At 50.4% G+C, this 19,680-nt stretch carries 16 protein-coding genes; 15 read left to right on the forward strand and 1 reads right to left on the reverse strand.

What is annotated here, in order from left to right:
* The first annotated feature begins 44 nt into the window (after positions 1 to 44).
* The 13 genes from G358_RS0122775 (at position 45) to G358_RS0122835 (ending at position 15,009) form a co-directional block, all read left to right on the forward strand.
* The gene (locus tag G358_RS0122775; protein WP_019639564.1) at positions 45 to 875 is read left to right on the forward strand and encodes an amino acid ABC transporter permease; all 831 of its coding nucleotides are present in this window, start codon (positions 45 to 47) and stop codon (positions 873 to 875) included.
* Positions 872 to 1,582 carry an amino acid ABC transporter permease gene (locus tag G358_RS0122780; protein WP_019639565.1) on the forward strand — a complete coding sequence of 237 codons (711 nt, stop codon included), beginning with the start codon at positions 872 to 874 and terminating at the stop codon, positions 1,580 to 1,582. The genes G358_RS0122775 and G358_RS0122780 overlap by 4 nt, the downstream gene beginning before the upstream one ends.
* Positions 1,579 to 2,331 carry an amino acid ABC transporter ATP-binding protein gene (locus G358_RS0122785; protein ID WP_019639566.1) on the forward strand — a complete coding sequence of 251 codons (753 nt, stop codon included), beginning with the start codon at positions 1,579 to 1,581 and terminating at the stop codon, positions 2,329 to 2,331. The genes G358_RS0122780 and G358_RS0122785 overlap by 4 nt, the downstream gene beginning before the upstream one ends.
* Before the next feature lie 11 nt (positions 2,332 to 2,342).
* Entirely contained in the window at positions 2,343 to 3,362 is a 1,020-nt protein-coding gene (locus G358_RS0122790) for an LLM class flavin-dependent oxidoreductase (RefSeq protein WP_019639567.1), read from the forward strand.
* Positions 3,363 to 3,429: 67 nt separating this feature from the next.
* Positions 3,430 to 4,605, forward strand: coding sequence for an amidohydrolase (locus G358_RS0122795; protein ID WP_019639568.1), 1,176 nt, complete (start codon positions 3,430 to 3,432; stop codon positions 4,603 to 4,605).
* Positions 4,602 to 5,756, forward strand: coding sequence for an N-methyl-L-tryptophan oxidase (solA, locus tag G358_RS0122800; protein WP_033404342.1), 1,155 nt, complete (start codon positions 4,602 to 4,604; stop codon positions 5,754 to 5,756). Before G358_RS0122795 ends, solA begins: the two co-directional genes overlap by 4 nt.
* A 21-nt stretch (positions 5,757 to 5,777) precedes the next feature.
* Complete coding sequence (locus tag G358_RS34630) at positions 5,778 to 5,996, forward strand: DinB family protein (RefSeq protein ID WP_019639570.1); 219 nt, start codon at positions 5,778 to 5,780, stop codon at positions 5,994 to 5,996.
* A 316-nt stretch (positions 5,997 to 6,312) separates the two neighbouring features.
* Positions 6,313 to 7,650: an LLM class flavin-dependent oxidoreductase gene (locus G358_RS0122810; RefSeq protein ID WP_019639571.1), complete on the forward strand. Its 1,338-nt coding sequence runs from the start codon at positions 6,313 to 6,315 to the stop codon at positions 7,648 to 7,650.
* 214 nt (positions 7,651 to 7,864) lie between these two features.
* Complete coding sequence (locus tag G358_RS0122815; RefSeq protein ID WP_019639572.1) at positions 7,865 to 9,718, forward strand: sensor histidine kinase; 1,854 nt, start codon at positions 7,865 to 7,867, stop codon at positions 9,716 to 9,718.
* Positions 9,693 to 11,201 carry a response regulator transcription factor gene (locus G358_RS0122820; RefSeq protein WP_019639573.1) on the forward strand — a complete coding sequence of 503 codons (1,509 nt, stop codon included), beginning with the start codon at positions 9,693 to 9,695 and terminating at the stop codon, positions 11,199 to 11,201. The genes G358_RS0122815 and G358_RS0122820 overlap by 26 nt, the downstream gene beginning before the upstream one ends.
* A 187-nt stretch (positions 11,202 to 11,388) precedes the next feature.
* Entirely contained in the window at positions 11,389 to 12,363 is a 975-nt protein-coding gene (locus G358_RS0122825; protein ID WP_019639574.1) for an ABC transporter permease, read from the forward strand.
* A gap of 11 nt (positions 12,364 to 12,374) precedes the next feature.
* Positions 12,375 to 13,244 carry a carbohydrate ABC transporter permease gene (locus G358_RS0122830; RefSeq protein WP_019639575.1) on the forward strand — a complete coding sequence of 290 codons (870 nt, stop codon included), beginning with the start codon at positions 12,375 to 12,377 and terminating at the stop codon, positions 13,242 to 13,244.
* Between the two features lie 109 nt (positions 13,245 to 13,353).
* Positions 13,354 to 15,009: an extracellular solute-binding protein gene (locus G358_RS0122835; RefSeq protein WP_026342414.1), complete on the forward strand. Its 1,656-nt coding sequence runs from the start codon at positions 13,354 to 13,356 to the stop codon at positions 15,007 to 15,009.
* 110 nt (positions 15,010 to 15,119) lie between these two features.
* On the opposite strand, the gene G358_RS0122840 is transcribed toward G358_RS0122835, so the two are convergent.
* The gene (locus G358_RS0122840) at positions 15,120 to 15,488 is read right to left on the reverse strand and encodes a RidA family protein (protein WP_019639577.1); all 369 of its coding nucleotides are present in this window, start codon (positions 15,486 to 15,488) and stop codon (positions 15,120 to 15,122) included.
* 307 nt (positions 15,489 to 15,795) lie between these two features.
* Between G358_RS0122840 and treC the strand changes: the two genes are divergently transcribed.
* Together treC and treP are read left to right on the forward strand one after the other, a co-directional pair.
* Positions 15,796 to 17,514 carry an alpha,alpha-phosphotrehalase gene (gene treC / locus G358_RS0122845; RefSeq protein ID WP_019639578.1) on the forward strand — a complete coding sequence of 573 codons (1,719 nt, stop codon included), beginning with the start codon at positions 15,796 to 15,798 and terminating at the stop codon, positions 17,512 to 17,514.
* Positions 17,515 to 17,566: 52 nt separating this feature from the next.
* The gene (gene treP, locus G358_RS0122850; RefSeq protein WP_019639579.1) at positions 17,567 to 19,642 is read left to right on the forward strand and encodes a PTS system trehalose-specific EIIBC component; all 2,076 of its coding nucleotides are present in this window, start codon (positions 17,567 to 17,569) and stop codon (positions 19,640 to 19,642) included.
* The last annotated feature ends 38 nt before the right edge of the window (positions 19,643 to 19,680 follow it).

Here is a 19,680-nt window from a genome sequence, read left to right on the forward strand (position 1 = left end):
CATATATCTTTGCTTGATTAAATCAGGAGGGGAGATGAAAATCCATGGGGGCACCGTTTGATTTTACTTTTGTGCTTGACTTTTTTCCAAAGCTGGCGTCAACGCTTGGCGTTACCCTGTTCATCGTAGCTGGCTCGCTGCTGGTGGGGATGATCGTCGGAATTGTTATCGCCCTTCCCCGCTTATATCGGATACCGGTGTTAAGCACATGCTCAAAAGTTTATGTTTCGTTTTTCAGAGGAACTCCGATTTTGATTCAACTGTTTTTATTTTATTACGGTTTGCCGGAAATTTTGCAGCTGGTTCAGCTTGATCTGTCCAAAGCGCATGTCCTGGTGTTCGTCATTTTGACCTACGGGCTGCATACCGGCGCCTTTATGTCCGAGATAATCCGTGCGTCGGTGACCGCTGTGGACCGGGGGCAGGTAGAAGCTGCCTATGCCTTAGGGATGAAGGGGCATCAAGCTTTTATCCTCATTGTGGCCCCCCAGGCTTTGGGTGTGGCTGTTCCGGTATTCGCCAATACGGTCATCGCCTTGCTGAAGGATACCTCGCTTGCATTTACCATCGGAGTGATGGAAATGACGGGTAAAGCGCAGACGCTCGGTTCGATTACACAGCATTTTATTGAGGCTTATATCGCCCTCGCTGTCATTTATCTCTGCATCAGCATTACTCTGCAGAAGCTGCTGCAGCTTGCGGAGCTGCGCCTGTTGAAGCATGAGCTTCCGGACAGCAGAGATGATAGAGGCAGTAGAGACAGCGGAGACACCGAAGACAATACGGCGAGAAAGACTTTTCGGATACAGAAAAAACGGATCTATACACGGACAGCGGGAAGTATGAGAACGGAAAAAGGAGGCGCAAAGCTGTGAAAATCGATCCCTCATTTATATGGTTGGCGTTTGTGCAACTGCTCGCTGTCATTCCTACGACACTGATGATTACCGCCGTATCCGTGACGGCTGGATTTGTGATCGGCCTTGCAGCGGCAATCGTCCGCATATATAATATCCCGCTGCTAAGCCAGCTCGCCTCCGCCTATGTAACCTTTATCCGCGGCACGCCAATGCTTACGCATTTGCTGTTGATCTATTTCAGCTTGCCGGTGCTGGTGGATGCTATATGTGCCCAATTTGGCTGGGGTTTTAAATCATCCTCTATTCCGATGATCGGCTTTGCCTTTATTTCATTTTCGATTACCGCCGGAGCCTATATGTCGGAAGTGATCCGCTCTGGCCTGCTGGCCGTCAGCCGCGGACAGTTGGAGGCCGCCTACTCAGTAGGGATGACAACACCGCAGGGGCTGCGGAGGATCGTCTTTCCCCAGGCCTTGGCCGCCAGCCTGCCCAATCTGTCCAATTCAGTCATCGGCATGCTGCATGGTTCTACGCTGGCGTTTACTGTATCCGTCGTCGACATTAATGCCAAAGCGCAAATCGTTGCTGCGACGAACTGGAAGTTTTTCGAAGCCTATTTGGCAGCTGCGGCTATTTTCTGGGGACTTACTTTCCTGATCGAAAAGTTGACGGCACTGCTTGAGAAACGGATCAATCTGTACAATCGGGGTGGGGTTGCATGATTAAGCTGACGAATATTTCGAAATCATTCGGCCGCAATCAGGTATTGAAATCGATCAATCTGACTGTGGAAAAAGGCCAGGTCGTCGTAATCCTTGGACCGAGCGGCTCCGGGAAAACAACGCTGCTGCGCTGCGTGAACTATTTGGAGAAGCCAAACGACGGTGAAATAATGATTGGGGATTACAGTCTCAAATGCAAGCATGCGGCTAAGAAAGATATTCATGCTCTGCGCGAGAAGTCCGCTATGGTGTTTCAGCAGTACAATTTGTTCAAGCATAAGACGGCTCTGGAAAATGTGATGGAAGGTCTGGTCATCGTGAAGAAATTGCCGCGGGAGGAGGCGAGAGCGAGAAGCGTCGCCCTGCTTAAGAAGGTAGGGCTAGCTGGTAAGCTTGATGCCTATCCGAGCCAGCTCTCGGGCGGACAGCAGCAGCGGGTGGGCATCGCCCGGGCGCTTGCCCTGGAGCCGGAGGTAATTCTGTTTGATGAACCGACATCCGCTTTGGACCCGGAGCTTGTAGGCGAGGTGCTGGCGGTCATTCGCAAAATCGCTAAAGAAGGCATTACGATGATCGTGGTGACCCATGAAATGAGCTTTGCTCGCGATGTAGCCAACCATGCCGTATTTATGGACGGGGGCATTATCGTGGAGGAAGGCCCTCCGGCCGAGCTGTTCAATCGCCCTCGCGAGGAGCGAACGAGACAATTTTTGAAACGGATTACACCTGAGCTTAACTATCATATTTAGGAGGCAAATGCATGAGGATTACGATAAGCGTTTTGGATCAAAGCCCTATTTATCCAGGGGAGACCGCCACGGAAGCACTGGCACACACCGTACTGCTCGCTCAAAAAGCGGAGGAGCTTGGATTCCGCCGATTTTGGGTATCGGAGCACCATGATTCAGACCATGTGGCAGGCTCCTCTCCCGAAGTTCTGATCTCCCATCTGCTGGCCAAAACAAAATCGATCCGAATCGGCTCCGGAGGTGTTATGCTCCAGCATTACAGCCCGTATAAGGTGGCGGAAAATTTCAATGTTCTGGCTTCCCTTGCCCCGGGACGAGTAGATTTAGGCATCGGCCGCGCTCCCGGAGGCTTGCCGCGGAGCACGCAGGCGCTGCGGCAGGGGGCGCTGGAGGACGCGATTTTGACGAATAAAATCGCCGAGCTTGGAAAATATGTGCAGGGCCCTCTGGACAACGACCATCCGCTCGCAGGCTTGCGTGCCACCCCGCTTCCGGAAATCGCTCCAGAGCTGTATGTGCTCGGAGCTAGCACGGCCAGTGCAGAGCTGGCAGCCGGATTCGGCCTGCCATATGTGTTCTCCCTGTTTATTAACGGCGATGAACAAGCGGCGCTGGAGGCAATTCGCATCTATCGTAGCCGTTTCGAACCGGCATCATATGCTGCTAAGCCGCAAGTTATTTTAGCGCTGTCGGTAGTCGCAGCCGATACTGTGCAAGAGGCAGAGGAGCTCGCAGGAGAGCATAAGCTGTTTAAAATCCATCTGGACAACGGCAAAACGCTGACCGTAAGTACGCTGGCCCAAGCGGAGGAATTCGGACGCCAGTCGGGCGGGCACTATGCGATTCAGGAGCAGGAGCCTTTAATTGTCAAGGGAACCAGGGAATCTGTACGCAGGAAGCTGCTGGAGCTTTATCAGGCAACCGGTGTGGAGGAGTATATCGTGACTAGCAATATTCAGCCCTTTGATAAGCGGATTCGCTCCTTCGAGCTGCTAAGTGAAGCATGGGCTGAAGCTGCAGCGGAGGTTTAAACAACGGAGAAGAACGCAGAAAGTAGCTGTCTATTAACCGGATAACGAATTACGGGAGGACAACGAAATGCCAAGCGAGGCTTTATTAACAGGAATAGCGATTGAACGAATGATTGACATCCGGCGTCAACTGCATCGGTATCCGGAGCTATCCAATGAGGAATATGAAACGACGCGCCGAATTCGCGGCTGGCTGGAAGAAGCTAGGGTGCGAGTAAAGGATTATCCGCTCGCCACCGGGCTGATCGCTGAAGTCGGAGGAATTCAGGAAGGCCCTGTGATTGCACTGCGCGCCGATATTGACGCCTTGCCGATTCAAGAGAAGAGCGGCCTGCCGTTTGCGTCTTTGAATCCCGGAAAAATGCATGCATGCGGACATGACTTTCATACCGCTGCATTGATTGGCGTAGCCTTTGCTTTGAAAAAGCAGGAGAGCCGGTTAAAAGGAACAGTCAGACTGATCTTTCAGCCAGCAGAGGAAAAAGCCAAAGGCGCGAAGCTGGTTATAGACAGCGGGGCGCTTGAAGGCGTCCAAGCCATCTTCGGCATGCACAACAAGCCCGATCTGCCCGTAGGGACGATCGGTATTAAGGAAGGTCCACTGATGGCCGCTGCCGACGGCTTCCTCGTTAAGGTGGAGGGAAAGGGATCGCACGCAGCGGTCCCGGAGGCTGGAAATGACCCGATTGTAACGGCTGCCCATCTCGTTACCGCGCTACAATCGGTGGTCAGCCGAAACGTCAGTTCACTAAGCAGCGCTGTAATCAGTGTAACGAAGCTGCATAGCGGGGAGTCTTGGAACGTCATTCCTGATCAAGCTCTGCTGGAAGGAACGATTCGTACGTTTGATGATGGCGTACGATTGCAGGTGCTTAAACGATTTGGCCAGGTAGTGGATGGCGTGGCGGCCGCATTCGGCACAACGGCTTCCATACGCTGGATTGAGGGTCCGCCGCCGGTCAATAATGATGCTGCACTGGCGAAGCTGGGGCTGGCTGCGGCAGCTGACACGGGCTATCAGGCTATCACGCCGAATCCTTCGCCGGCTGGAGAGGATTTTGCTGTATATCAGCGTGAAATTCCCGGGTTGTTCCTATTCATCGGGACTGCGGGGACGCAGGAGTGGCACCATCCGGCTTTCGACTTGGATGAGCGGGCGCTCCCGGTCAGCATCAGCTACTTCACGAGACTGGCTGAACTCGCGCTGGATTATTACAGCACAGGCGGAGGTGCATCCCTATAGCTGCTATTAAAAGCTATGATGTTGTCGTGGTCGGCGCCGGTTCGATGGGCATGAGCGCCGGCTATTATTTAGCCAGCAAGGGATTGCACACCTTGCTGATTGATGCCTTTGATCCCCCGCACAGCGAGGGCAGTCATCATGGAGAGCCCCGGCTTATCCGCCATGCTTATAGTGGTGATCCTGTATATACGAAGCTGGCTATAGGCGCACATGAGCTGTGGAACGAAGTAGAGCAATTGACCGGGGAGAGTCTGCTCGTTCAGTCCGGTGTGCTCAATCTTGCAGACAGCAATCTGTTCTCCTACAGGGAACGAATAGCGCAGGTAGAGGAGCTAGCTGTTCATACGGAATGGCTGGATGCTGCTGAAATTCGCTATCGGTGGCCAGGCCTGCACATACCGGACTGGTTTGCAGCGATGTATGAGCCTGCCGCTGGTTATCTGCACAGCGAACAGTGTGTTAAAGCGTATCGCAAGCTGGCTCTGGATAAAGGGGCGGAACTGTTAACGAATACTGCGGTGCAAAAAGTAAAGGCGCGAAAAGACAGCGTAACGGTCTATACGCACAATGAAGAATATCACGCCGGGGCCGCCATCCTGACTGCAGGGGCCTGGTTCAGCACATTGTCCCCGTTTGTCCAACTGCCCATCCGCGCGGTTCGCAAAACGGTGGGCTGGTTTGAAACGAGTTCTCCGGCCTTCGATTCCGGGCAATTTCCGGGTTTTACGCTAAACGCCCGGGAAGGCAGCTACTATGGATTTCCAAGCATAGGCGACAATGGTCTCAAAATCGGCCGTCACGACACGGGTACGAGCTGGCTTCCCGGCGAGCCGCTGGCTTCGTTTGGCAGTTATGCTGAAGATGAGGCGGATTTACGCCATGTGCTTGAAAAATACATGCCGGAAGCAGCAGGAAGGCTGAAGCGGGGAGCTGTCTGTAAATACGAAATTTCACCGGATGAGAACTTTATTATCGACCGGCACCCAGTGCACCCGCATGTTTGGGTTGCAGGGGGCTTTTCCGGTCATGGCTTTAAGTTTTCCAGTGTGGTCGGGAAGCTGCTGGCGGATCTGATCGCTGACGGGCAAACCTCTTATTCGATCCAGCCTTTTTCCCTGGCCCGCTTTAACGATCAATCTGACATAACCTAGTTTGGAATTGGAGGATAACGAATGAGCGAGGTCAATATTGAAGCCTTCTTGAATACGCATGGCCAGCTGCTGGCAGCAGTAGATGGCCTAAGCGAGGAGCAGGTGAAATGGAAGCAGGCACCTGAGATTTGGAGCGTGCAGGAGGTGGTGTCGCATCTGGTCGATCACAGCATCGTCATTTCGTTCCGAATCCGCGATATTGTTGCAGGGACGTCAGCCCGGCTCCCGGCGTTCGATTAGGATGCCTGGGTTAGCGGTCAATATGCCAATGCGGGAAATACGTCGGATGTTCTGGACATTTTCCACGCGCTGCTTCAATATAACAGCTTGCTGCTTCGCCGGTTAAACAGTGGGGACCTGGCCAAGACCGGCATTAACTTTAGAGGAGAGGCCGTCAGCATCGCCGAAATCGTCGCTGGTTTTACCCGTCACGTTCAGCGGCATTTACGGCAAATTGAACGCATTAAACAAGCTGCCGCTCTAGTTTAGAGGGAAGCACAATCATCGCTATGTCTAATTAAATTGATCAATAAATTAGTCCAAAGGAGGATGGAATATGGCAAAGCAAAGACAGTTGAAGCTGGGTGCGCTTCTGCATGGCGTCGGAGGAGGAACATCGATGTGGCGGCATCCTGACGTCCTGCCGGATGCCAGCGTAAATATTGAAGTGTATAAGCATTGGGTTCGGAAAGCGGAAGAGGGCAAGCTGGATTTGATTTTTATCGCGGACGGCTTGTACATTAATGAAAAATCGATTCCTCACTTTTTAAACCGTTTTGAACCGATCACGATTTTGAGCGCTCTGGCTGGGGTCAGTAAAAATATCGGCCTTGTGGGCACATTGTCTACTTCTTACAGCGAGCCCTTCACCGTCGCCCGCCAGTTTGCCTCATTGGACATGATCAGCGGGGGACGGGCAGGATGGAACGTCGTAACCTCCCCGCTGGAAGGTTCTGCGCTGAATTATAGCAGGAAGGAGCACCCGGAACATGATAAACGCTACCGGATCGCGGCCGAATATCTCGAAGTTACCCGTGGTCTTTGGGATTCATGGGAGGATGACGCCTTTGTACGGAACAAGGAAAGCGGGGTATTTTTCGATTCCGGGAAAATGCATACACTGAATCACGAAGGCGAGTTTTTCTCGGTGAAAGGTCCGCTGAACATCGCCCGTTCCAAGCAGGGGCAGCCGGTCATTTTTCAGGCGGGTTCATCCGAGGTCGGCAGAAATTTTGCGGCAAAGCAAGCGGACGCCGTATTTACCGGCCATGAAACCTTGGAGGAAGCTGCGGCCTTCTATCGGGATGTGAAGTCCCGTGCCGTTTCGTTCGGGCGCAGTCCGGAGGAGGTGCTGATCTTCCCGGGAATCGGGCCGATTATCGGCAGCACTCCGGAGGAGGCAGAGCGCAAATATCAGGAGGTCGCCAGCCTGGTAACTATCGAAAATGCGCTGAATTATTTGGGCCGTTTTTTTGAACACCATGACTTTTCCCAATACCCGCTGGATGAGCCTTTTCCTGAGCTGGGGGATTTGGGGAAGAACAGCTTCCAAAGCGGAACCGACAAAATTAAGCAGGACGCCAGGGAGAAAGGGCTGACGCTCCGACAGGTGGCGCTTCAGTTGGCCACGCCGCGCGGGGGGTTCATCGGAATACCCGAACAGATCGCCGACCGAATTCAGACGTGGTTTGAATCGGAAGCCGCCGACGGTTTCATGATATCGGCCGCTGTGCCTAACGGACTGGAGGATTTTGTCGACCATGTCGTCCCGATCCTGCAGGATCGAGGTTTGTATAGAACCGAGTACGAGAGTGATACGCTTCGGGGCAATCTGGGACTGTCCGTACCGGAGAACCGTTACACCTCACAAAAGGCAGTATCATCCCGCCCTTAGATTAGGGACAGGCAAGGAAATAGGAAATATGTTTACCAAATTGAAGAGAAGACAGCTTGCGCTTTAAAAGAACGTTACCTGCTCTATGATGAGCAATAGGGACTTTTTGCAGCTGTGCTTCTCTTTTTTTGCCTCTGCTGCAAAAGCCGGAACGACATTGACAGAAAGAAGGAGGATTATATAAAATCGAAAGCGATTACATTGGGCAGAGGATGTGGGCATCATCTTTCGTTATTTTACGACATATCCGAGAGGATTTAACTTCCGTACGAAGCTGATTGTACTGCTGTCGGTCGTTACGCTAATCGTATCGGGGACAACGGGGTTTATCACTTATAACATCCATTTGAACATGTTTAATGAGGAGGTTAGTCGGCAGTACAGCCTGACGACGGATCAGGTTCTCGCCCGGCTCGATTCGCGCGTGAATGATATGTACCGAGTGACGGACTATATTACGCTGAACCCGGCGATCAAAAAGGCGATTAGCGAGCAAAAAGCTGGCATCGACTCCTTCGAACGGATGAAAATTGAGGATGAACTGGATGAGCAGCTGTTTCAGGTCCGGCTGGATGCGCCGGAGATTATGGGGATCCGCATCTATGATCTAAAAGGAAATGTGATTCATCTGGGCACCTATGCAAGCTCTTTTCAGCGGTTAAGTCAGACGTATCTGCATAGTATGGCTCATAAACTGGAGGGAACGGGCGGGGAATATGTGTGGAATCGCCTGGATTCGGAAGCGTCAGGGCAGCAGGAAAGTGCAAACTGGGTAATGGCAGGAAGGTTAATGCGTGCGCTGGATATGGAAACCTTCGGTGAAATGCTGATCCTGTTTCATACCTCTCTGTTCGAGTCTTACTTGAAGGATTTGCGCCAGCACCAGGATGCAGCTGCATATTTATACGATCAGAACGGTCAATTGCTGTACATTATGAATTCCGGCCTGGAGCAGGAAGCGGTTCTTCCCGCAGATCTTCGGACAGGAGACAACCGGATCGTGAAGGAGGAAGGGACCTCTTATTTGTATACGAAGCAGGTGTCTGACAAAGTGGGCTTTACGCTGATCACCAAGGTTTCTTTGAAACAGATTCAGAGCAGGGGGCAGATCATTTGGAAGGTGGCTGTCATCTCGGCGCTGGCGACGATACTATTCTCATCCCTTATTACTGCACTGATCAGCCGGAGGCTGCTTCGGCCGCTTACCAAGCTCGTGCAGGCGATGAAACGGGTGAGAGAGGGGAAGTTTGATACCCGCGTCCTAGTTCAGAACCGGGATGAACTGGATTTTCTCGGAGACAGCTTTAATCGGATGACTTCGCGGATCGAGACGTTGATCCGAGAAGTGTATGAACGGGAGCTAAGCGAGAAGGAAGCGGAACTGAAGGCGATTCAGGCACAGCTTAATCCTCACTTTCTGTACAATACGCTGGGCATGTTTTTTTGGAAATTTTATATGCTGGAAGATGAGAGATCGGCCCAACTCGTCAATTCATTGTCAGAAATGCTGCGTTATACTTTGGAACCAGTGGAGGACAGGACGACGCTGCGGGATGAAATTAATCAGATAGAGCATTATTTCCAAATTCAAAAAGCGCGCTATCAGGAAGCGTTGTTTACATACATCGATATACCCGGGGACCTGCTGGATTGCCGGATGATCCGCCTGCTGCTTCAGCCTATTGTGGAGAATGCTTTTGTCCATGCGTTCCGCGATATGAGGAGCGACCGCCGGCTGTCCATTCGAGGGTACAAGCGGAAGCGGCCCCCCGAGACGCCCGGCTCGAATGAAACGGATCTTCTCGTTCTGGAAATTACGGACAACGGTTGCGGGATGGACGCAGCAGCAGTAAGGCAAATACTGACCCTGTCCCGGCATAGGGATGCCGAGCGGCAAAGCATTGGCACGAGCAGCGTCATCCGGCGCATTGCCCTCGTTCACGGGGAGCCCTATGGCGTAGATGTGAAGTCCAAAGTAGGGGAAGGAACAACCGTGTCTTTGTACCTTCCTTATGATCTCAAAAGAAGAGAGGAGAAGGCGGATGATTGGGAAGCTGTTGGTCGTTGACGATGAAGCGTGGTTTAGAGAGGGACTCATAAAAATGATCAGCAGCGATCAGTTGGGATGGGAAGTAGTAGCGGAAGCAGCTGACGGGGAAGAAGCGCTTGAGGCTATTGCGGCTCACCAGCCCGATCTGGTCATTACGGACATTCATATGCCGGTCATGGACGGCCTGGCCTTAACCGAACGGCTGTCTGTTCATGGACGGCGCGTGATGGTCATTATTTTAACCGGCTACCGGGATTTCGAGTACGCTCAAAAAGCGGTCCGCTACGGAGCGGTAGAGTTTCTGCTCAAGCCTTGTTCGCTGGAGGAAACCCGCCGCGTGCTTCGTCAGGCGTATGAGCGGCTGCGATTAGACAGGCTGGAGCATAGGCGTTATGAATTGGAACGTCAGGTCGATCTGCTTCGTGCCGCTCTGCTCGGTCTGCCTTATGACGTCCGGACAGCAGAAGCTTACGGGCGGGAGTGGGGCGGCTGCGAATTATTCCTGCTGCAGATCCATGGCTATACCCCGGCAGGGAGAGCCTATTCCGAAAATGACACCATGCTGCTTCATTACGCGGCAGACAACATTATGTCAGAGCTGCTAATAAAAGAACAGCGCGGCGGTATCTTTACCTCCTTAAGAACGGATCAATTCATCTTTTTGCTCATGCCTAACCTGGATAACCTCCATTTTGGCCATATCGTCAAGGAAACGATCTATGAGCTTCTTGGCCTTGAGGTGAGTTGGAGGGCTGGCGGAGTCATGCAGAGTCTTGACCGATTAGCCAGTCAGTACAGCCGCATACAAACGGCCGGCGGGGAAAATGCCCATTTGAACAGCTTGAATCACGAACGTGCCGGAAGCCTGAAGGAAGAGCTCATGTCATGGCTCGTTATCGGTGATATGGCGGGGATGGAAGGAAAAATACAGGAGTATTTGGCCCGCTCTGCTCATCTCGGGCTGCAGGAGTGCCGGACGGAGATCTATACGCTGATGGTAGTGTTCTCGGAGATTTTACTGAATGATTTCAAACATTTAAACGCAGGATCGCTCGAAAACCTGGACCCCGGCCCGATCCTGCTCGCCCATACGGTGCCGGATTTACTGTCCTGGGCGAGGAGAAAGAGCAGCGATTTTATCGAGCTGTTTGAACGCTGGATGCAGGAGAAGCAGGATAATGTGGTGCTGAAGGCTATTCGTTATATCGATGAAAACTACTGCGGGGAATGTACGCTGCATGCCGCAGCCGCACATGTGCACGTGACGCCAAATTATCTTAGTAATTTATTCAAGAAAGAAACGGGGGTCGGGTTTACGAATTACGTCAGCCGTTTGCGCATCGAGAAGGCTCAGCTGCTTCTCGCGGGCACCCGCCTCCGGATGGTCGACATTGCTGAACATACGGGCTTTGACAATTCCAGCTATTTTACTACCGTTTTCAAGCAGTGGACGGGCATGTCGCCTACGGAATACCGTAGAAGGCTTGAAGAACAGGCATAAGGAGAGAAATGACGGGATTCCGGTATTGCCTATAGTTTCGTTTAACAGGTCAATTAGATCCTTTAGGTTGGCCTGTTTTTTTGTGTAGAAATTTTATACATCATCTGTGATTTCTTAAAGATAACGCTTTCATTCCTGATTACAATACAATTACGTGTTAAACAATCACGGAAGGGAGGAGTAGGGTATGAAAGCCCTCGAAGCTGCAGGGAAAGCCTCAATGAACAAAGATTATCACCCTGAAGCGAAACAGCGGATTAAAATGCAGCGGGTGCGGCGCTTTAAGGTGAACCTGCCTCTATTGATCATGTTTGTGCCTGTCATTGTCTTTTATATCACTTTTCGTTACGCACCGATAGGCGGCCTGATCATCGCTTTTAAGGACTACAATTTCTACGACGGTCTGCTGCGCAGTCCGTGGGTCGGACTCCAGCATTTTGAAACGCTGTTTCACGACGCACGGACGCTGGAGATTATCCGCAACACTCTCGTACTGAGTGTACTCAGCATTGTATTCGGGTTCCCGGTGCCCATTATCCTTGCCATCATGATGAATGAGATGAAGAACATAGCGTTCAAGCGGACGGTTCAAACCGTGCTCTATATGCCGCATTTCTTCTCCTGGGTCATTATTGCCATGATGGTCATGACGATATTTTCTTTGGAGCACGGCATCGTGAACCGGCTTGTGGAAAATATTTTCGGTGAGCCTTACGCCTTTATGTACAATAAGGGATCGTGGATCGCCATTTTCATCGGTTCCGGCATATGGAAGGATATGGGCTTTAATGCGATTATTTTTCTTGCTGCGCTGACTACTATCGATCCGAGCCTGTATGAAGCAGCTGGTATGGATGGGGCCAGCAAGCTGCGCCAGATCTGGCATATTACGATCCCGGGAATCCGCTCCACCATCATTTTACTGCTCATCCTGTCTATGGGACGCGTGATGGAGGTTGGCTTTGATCAGGTGTATATGCTGCAAAATTCAAACGTGAATGAGATTGCGGATGTGATCAGCACCTATATTTACCGGACCGGTTTGCAAGGGGCCCAGTTCAGCCTGACGACTGCCATGGGGCTGTTCGAATCTGTGGTGGCTTTCATCCTTATTTTCAGCGCTAACGCGATTGCCCGCAAATACAATGAAGGCTTGTGGTAGGAGGTACTGGAATGCGAGCATCCAAAGGGGAAAAGGTATTTTATGCTATTAACTATGTGCTGTTGACGCTGGCCGCTTTAAGCTGTATTCTTCCGTTCCTCAATGTCGTCGCCTTGTCTCTTAGTGACGCAAAAGCGGTCATGTCCGGCCAGGTGGGGCTTTGGCCGGTAAGGATGACACTGTTTTCCTTTAAAAATCTGTTCACCGGGACACCGATTCTGAACGCGTTCTGGAACAGTGTTGAAATTACGCTAATCGGGACGCTGTTAAGTATGGCAACGACGATTATGGCGGCTTACCCGCTGTCCCGCAAGCAGTTTTACTGCCGCCGCTTTTTTACGCTGGCCATGGTGTTTACGATGATTTTCAACGGCGGTCTGATCCCTACGTATCTCGTCGTGCAAAATCTCGGCCTTGTGAACAGCTACGGTGCACTATGGCTGCCCGGCCTGGTCAGTACGTATAACATGTTGATTATGCGTTCTTATTTTGAGAACCTGCCGGCAGAAGTGGATGAGGCAGCGCGCATAGACGGCTGCGGCGAGCTCGGCCTGCTGGTCAGAATAGCCCTTCCGCTGTCGAAGCCGATGTTGGCCACGATCGCTTTGTTTTATGGCGTAGGCTATTGGAATTCCTTCATGAGCGTCATGATTTATATCAATGATACCGCTAAATTCAACATGACGGTGCTCGTGCAAAATATGATTATGTCCAGCTCGGTCGTTCAGGATTTTGCCGATCCGACGATGGTGGCGAATTTGACTCCTGAAGGAGTGCGTTCCGCTGCTGTACTCGTCATGATTGCTCCGATTCTCGCCGTCTATCCTTTTCTGCAAAAATATTTCGTGAAAGGTGTGATGCTTGGCTCCATTAAGGGCTGACTTTATTAAGTGCTAACTCCATTTAATTCAAGGGAAAGGCAAGAAGATGGCTGGTTTTAAGCGTGAACCGCAGTACACATTTCCAATGAAAAGAGGGGTTATATTGTTGATGAAAAAATGGCTCGGCTTGGCCGCCGCTTTACTGCTGCTGACGAGCGTTCTGTCCGGCTGTACAGGAAGTAAAGAAGGCAAGGCGGCAGAAGGAAACAAGGAGGGCGCGGAGCCACGCGGCAGCATTACCTCCACAATTTATGACCGGGGTTCGGTCCCTAACGGGATGGGCACGATCGAAGACAATATGTGGTCCAAATGGATTAACGAGCATGGTCCGGTGGACGTCAAGTGGACCGCTGTTCCCCGTTGGGAATCCCAGGCTAAGCTTAACGTTCTGTTTGCTTCAGGCAGTGCGCCGGATCTGATTTTTGAATTCGGCACCAGCAACCGCAACGCGCTGTTTGACCAGAAGCAGATTATGCCAATCGATGATTTAATTGAAAACACAAGTGTGGAATACAAAGCGCTTTTAGAAAAATATCCGCAGCTTAGAAAAGCTGGTACGAAGACCGACGGCAAACTGTACGAGGTAGGGAGAATCAATGAAGTGTTTCCGCTCACGAGCTTCTTTATCCGCGAGGATTGGCTGGAGAAGTTAAATATGGAGGTCCCGGCAACGGAGGAGGAAATGATAGCAGTCGCCAAAGCCTTCACTGAAATGGATCCCGATGGCAATGGAATCAAGGATACATATGGGATCGGCGGACTTCAGTTTGGTGACACCGCCGGCTTGTTCAGGTATATGTATAACGCCAACTGGGTCATTACAGATAAGAATGGCGAAATCTACATTGGCCCGAATCATATGAAAGAAGCGACTGAATTCAAACGAAAGCTGTATGAAGCGGGTGTCGTCGACAAAGACTTCCTGGCGGACAAAGATGGGGCCAAGTCAAAGCAGGATTTCCTCAACGGAAAAATCGGCATGTATGCAGCGATGACGGCGGATTATACCAGCTTTGCCAGCAAGGAGCTGGACACCCTGCTGCAAAATGATCCCGGCGCCAAGCTGAAGGTCATTGCTCTTCCATCCACTTCCGTTGGGCAGCATACTATGGTTTGGAACAATCCGGTCCAGATGACCGCCGTGATTAATTCCAGGGCGAAGGACCCGGAGTCGGTGATGAAATTTATAGATTTTATGAGCCGGACAGAAGTCGGGCATGTGTTCAAAAACGGTTTTGAAGGGACGCATTATAAGAAAAACGAAACCGGATGCCCGGTAATCAGCGACCAGGAAAAATACAAAAATGAGGTAAGCTGGGCGGGGGATTATGGAATGCTGTACAGCCGCCTTGAAGAAGGAAAATGCGGTTATACGGAAACGCTCTTTAATGAGGACGTCCCTTCTCAGAAGGAGGGGCTGCGGATGTTCCGGGAAGCACGGGATGTATATATGAACCCTGAGCTTCTCGTCGGCGAAGGCGTGACTCATTCCGAGCATATGCCCCAGCTGCCCAAGGAACTGCAGGTGAAGTTCAGCAATGTAACTGCTGCCATTAACGATATTTATACCCGCTCGATTATTAGCGGCAGCAAATATACAGTGGAGCAGGCCGATGAGGATGCCCGCAAGCAGTGGGACAGCGGAGGCGGCAAAGAGATCGAGGCCTGGTACAAAGAGTGGTGGAGCACAGAGAAGGACAACTTGCTCGTGTGGGATGATTTCTATGAAATCTATGAGCAGCAGCAGGCAGAGTTCAAAAATTGAAAGTAAGCTAAATACTGTTAACAGCATCGATACTGCAAACAGCACAAGTACGAAATGGTGTACTTGGAGTGGCTGTTTGCAGTATTTTTTTGGCTAATTGCTGTATTATTTTACTTACCCTTATATGCTACTGCATCAATTTGAACTTTAAGCCCATTTGGACCGCCTTTGTGGGCAAATTCAGTGGAAATAGTCTTTCTTGCAGGATAATTCCCTTTAAATCGTTGCTTGAAAACGTTCTCCATTACAGGGATATCCCAAACATCTCTGAGCATTACATCTACCTTAACTACTGAATTCAGAGTTAGGTTTACCTTTTCCAACCTCTCGCTCATGTTATTAAGAGCGCCTTCTACTTGTTCTTCAGTTGAACCTCCAACATTTCCAACGCAGAAACTTAAAAAGATAAAATCTCCTGCTTCAACAAAACCAGAAAAAGCATTTTCTTCGTTTACTTCATACCTAATTATTTCACTCATTGGCATTTCATCTCCCTGAATGAATTGGATATAATTAACACCATCTACCATAATAGAACAAATGTTCGTAATTATCAAGCGCCAATTTTATTATTTCACATTGCCATCAAATAAAATAAATGAGTCCTTTATCGTGTCTTGTTTATCTGTTAAAAAAGATGTTTATTTATTTAGATTTTTTCCAAAAATATTAGTCCAGCAAGCAAGAAAAGGGTATTTATAATTAGAAGGTTGACAGCCTGTATATACAAGTATAATATGATAACGTGCAACCTGTATATACAAGATATGAAGGAGGGGAAGTTTCATGGAAATCATAGGAAACCTGCCTCGGGATTGGTGGAGAACGTCTACAGTTTATCAGGTATACCCTAAGAGCTTTAAGGATACGACCGGCAGCGGCACAGGCGATATCCGCGGGGTTACGGAGAAATTGGATTATATAAAAGGATTGGGGATCGACATCTTATGGCTGCAGCCGGTGTATGTATCTCCGCAAAATGATAACGGTTACGACGTGGCGGATTATTACAACATCGATCCGGCATTTGGAACGATGGAGGATTTTGATGAGCTCGTTAGGGAGCTGAAGCGAAGAGACATGCATCTGATGATCGATATCGTGGTGAATCATTCATCCACGGAGCATCGCTGGTTCAAAGAGGCGAAGTCTTCTAGGGACAATGCTTACCGCGACTATTATATTTGGAGAGATCCGGCTGCGGACGGAGGCCCGCCGAACAATTGGCAATCTAAATTCGGCGGCTCAGCATGGCAGTATGATGAGGGGACAGGCCAGTATTTTCTGACCCTTTTCGACAAGACACAAGCGGATCTGAATTGGGAAAATGAGAAGGTCAGACAAGAGGTCGTCGATTTGCTTATTTTTTGGGCTAAGAAGGGGGTAAGCGGGTTCCGAATGGATGTCATCAACCTGATTTCCAAGGAACAGACCTTCCCGATGGATGACGGCTCGATTCCGCCGGGGGATGGACGTAAATTTTACACCGATGGTCCCCGTGTGCATGAATACGTTAAGGAGTTAAACGCCAAAGTATTTGCGCCCTATAACCTGGTTACGGTGGGAGAGATGTCATCTACTACGCTGGAGAATTGCATCCGTTACTCTAATCCAGAGGAAAATGAGTTTTCAATGACCTTTAACTTCCATCATTTGAAGGTGGACTACCCTAATGGTCAAAAGTGGGAGCTCAAGCCGTATGATTTTGAGGAGCTTAAAAAACTGCTGTCCGATTGGCAAATCGGCATGCAGCAGGGCGGCGGCTGGAACGCGCTGTTCTGGAATAATCATGATCAACCGCGCGCGCTTACCCGATTTACGAATGACGGCGAATACCGGAATGAAAGTGCCAAGCTTCTCGCAACCACGCTTCATGGCTTGCAGGGGACGCCTTATGTCTACCAGGGCGAAGAAATCGGAATGCCTGACCCGAATTGGGGCGACATTTCCGAATTCCGCGACATCGAATCACTCAATATGTATGAAATCCTTTTGCAAAAAGGAAAAACACCCGAAGAAGCAGCTCATATCGTAAAAGTGCGTTCCAGAGACAATTCGCGGTTGCCTATGCTGTGGGACGACAGCGATCAGGCTGGGTTTACGACGGGGACGCCGTGGATCAAGATCGATGAACGTTATCCTCTTATCAATGCGAAATCACAGGTGGAGGACCCGGAATCGATCTATCATCACTACCGTCTGTTAATCGAGCTGCGCAAGAGCCATAAGGTATTAACGGACGGGGCGTATGACCGCCTTGATGAAGGACATCCTCAGGTTTTTGCTTATGCAAGAAGGAATACGGAGCAGACGCTGGTTGTTATTTCGAACTTCAGCGGGGAAGAGGTGCAGTTTGAGCTGCCAAAGAGGTTCGCCGCAAATCTCTCGGCTGCGCGTTCTACTGAGCTTCTTCTAGGCAATACGGAGGAAGCGCCGGAGCTGACAGAATCCGTCAAGCTGCCGCCTTATGGATCATATATGTGGATTATTAACACCATTAATTAATATTATTTAATACCATAAACTATCACTCTTAAAAAGTCAGGAGCAGATGACGATGGCGAATATAGATCGCAAAAACGTAGAGCGTATCATTGAAGCCGTTGGCGGTAAAGACAATATCGAAGCCGCAACGCATTGCGTAACCAGATTAAGATTTTCCCTTGTGGATGAAAGCAAGGTAAACTCCAAAGCACTAGATGAAAATGATCTCGTAAAAGGTCAGTTCTCAACCCAAGGCCAATTCCAGGTCGTAATTGGACCGGGTTTGGTCGATCAGGTATATAATGAAATGATTGAAATTACCGGGGGAGTGCGAGCGAGCAAGGATGACGTGAAGACGCTCGCGAGCAAGAAGCAAAATCCGCTGCAGCGGGCGATTAAGACACTAGCCGATATTTTCATTCCGATATTGCCGGCGATCGTTATGGCAGGTTTGCTGCTCGGGATTAATAACATTCTTACTGGGCCGGACATTTTCTATGCAGGCCAGTCTCTTATTGAAGTGCACCCGCAGTGGGCGGATGTTGCTTCTATCATCAACCTGATTGCAAGTACTGCCTTCGCTTTCCTGCCGGTGCTGATCGGCTGGTCCGCGGTGCGGCAATTCGGCGGAAGTCCACTGCTAGGGATCGTGCTTGGCCTGATCCTCGTCAATCCGGATCTCATGAGCGCTTATCAATATGCCGATGCCAAACTGGCCGGCACGGTACCGGTCTGGAATCTCTTTGGATTGGATGTTGAGAAGATCGGATACCAGGGGCAGGTGCTTCCGGTGCTGGTGTCCGCTTATCTTTTAGCAAAAATCGAGAGCTTACTGAACAAGCGCGTGCATGATTCGATCAAGCTGCTTGTTGTAGCTCCCGTAGCTCTTTTAGTGACCGGATTCCTTGCGTTTGTCGTCGTGGGTCCAATTACGTTTGCGATCGGCAACGTTCTAACGTCGGGGCTGGTTGGCATTTTTGACTCCTTTGCCGCTCTTGGCGGTTTGATCTACGGAGGCTTGTACTCCTTGCTGGTCATCACGGGAATGCATCATACCTTCCTGGCCGTCGATATTCAGCTCATCGGCAGCCAAGGTGGAACCTTTCTGTGGCCGATGCTCGCGTTGGCGAATATCGCCCAGGGCGCAGCGGCGCTAGCTATGATGTTCATTACTAGAGAACAGAAAGCGAAAGGCCTGGCCGTAACATCATCGATTTCTGCCTTCTTGGGAGTTACTGAGCCGGCTATTTTCGGCGTGAACGTGCGTCACAGATATCCATTCATCTTCGGAATGCTCGGTTCCGGGATTGCGGGCGTAATCTTGGCCGTCAATAATGTGCTAGCGTCTTCGATCGGGGTAGGAGGCATTCCTGGATTTTTGTCGATCTTCCCGAACCAGTGGGGCATCTTCTTCCTGGGAATGGCGATTGTACTCGTGGTACCTTTTACGGGGACACTATTGTACGGCAAATATCAGCTGTCCAGACAGACTAGCAGGCTTGCGGCGGAAAGCACGACGATGGTACCGGGTGCACAGCGATTAGCAACTGGAGCAACTGAAGCGACTGCAGTTACAGAAGCAAAAGAAGAAATGGAAACAAATGAAACCGTAAGCAGCCCGAGTCAGGCGGCAGCTCATGCTAATGTGAAGCCTGATGCAAATAAGCTAATGGTAGATATTGCGGCTCCCCTGAATGGGCAAATCGTGCCTTTGTCAGAAGTTCCTGACCCAGCCTTTGCGGAACAACAAATGGGACAAGGCATTGCCATCATTCCATCCGAAGGCAAGGTATTTGCGCCATTTGACGGAACCGTTGCTCATTTGATCAAGAGCAAGCATGCGCTGATTGTTGCCGATCCAAATGGGGTTCAACTGTTGATCCATGTTGGCATTAATACGGTTTCCTTGAAAGGGGACGGATTTACCGCCCATGTGGAAACTGGAGCTGCGATTACTAAAGGGCAGCTGCTGCTTGAGTTCGATATCGCACGAATTGAACAGGCTGGCTTTCCCGTCATTACTCCGGTGATTGTACCGGACGGACAGGACGTTATTCGTGAAATTATGGAAGTTGAAGTTGAAGGGGAAGCGAATCATAGCGGTACCCCAGTGCTGCGTGTTAAGCTTGCAGCTGAGACAGAAAACTAGAGACAGCGCCTAATGACATTGCCATAAATCATGATACA

Source organism: Paenibacillus fonticola DSM 21315, assembly GCF_000381905.1.
In the GTDB taxonomy this organism is placed as follows: Bacteria; Bacillota; Bacilli; order Paenibacillales; family Paenibacillaceae; genus Fontibacillus; species Fontibacillus fonticola.

Bases quoted from the DNA above. Each gene is read 5' to 3' on its own strand.
- G358_RS0122775 (WP_019639564.1), top strand. From the start codon at position 45: ATGGGGGCACCGTTTGATTTTACTTTTGTGCTTGACTTTTTTCCAAAG.
- G358_RS0122785 (WP_019639566.1), top strand. From the start codon at position 1,579: ATGATTAAGCTGACGAATATTTCGAAATCATTCGGCCGCAATCAGGTA.
- G358_RS0122790 (WP_019639567.1), top strand. From the start codon at position 2,343: ATGAGGATTACGATAAGCGTTTTGGATCAAAGCCCTATTTATCCAGGG.
- G358_RS0122795 (WP_019639568.1), top strand. From the start codon at position 3,430: ATGCCAAGCGAGGCTTTATTAACAGGAATAGCGATTGAACGAATGATT.
- G358_RS34630 (WP_019639570.1), top strand. From the start codon at position 5,778: ATGAGCGAGGTCAATATTGAAGCCTTCTTGAATACGCATGGCCAGCTG.
- G358_RS0122810 (WP_019639571.1), top strand. From the start codon at position 6,313: ATGGCAAAGCAAAGACAGTTGAAGCTGGGTGCGCTTCTGCATGGCGTC.
- G358_RS0122820 (WP_019639573.1), top strand. From the start codon at position 9,693: ATGATTGGGAAGCTGTTGGTCGTTGACGATGAAGCGTGGTTTAGAGAG.
- G358_RS0122825 (WP_019639574.1), top strand. From the start codon at position 11,389: ATGAAAGCCCTCGAAGCTGCAGGGAAAGCCTCAATGAACAAAGATTAT.
- G358_RS0122830 (WP_019639575.1), top strand. From the start codon at position 12,375: ATGCGAGCATCCAAAGGGGAAAAGGTATTTTATGCTATTAACTATGTG.
- G358_RS0122835 (WP_026342414.1), top strand. From the start codon at position 13,354: ATGAAAAAATGGCTCGGCTTGGCCGCCGCTTTACTGCTGCTGACGAGC.
- G358_RS0122840 (WP_019639577.1), bottom strand. From the start codon at position 15,488: ATGAGTGAAATAATTAGGTATGAAGTAAACGAAGAAAATGCTTTTTCT.
- treC (WP_019639578.1), top strand. From the start codon at position 15,796: ATGGAAATCATAGGAAACCTGCCTCGGGATTGGTGGAGAACGTCTACA.
- treP (WP_019639579.1), top strand. From the start codon at position 17,567: ATGGCGAATATAGATCGCAAAAACGTAGAGCGTATCATTGAAGCCGTT.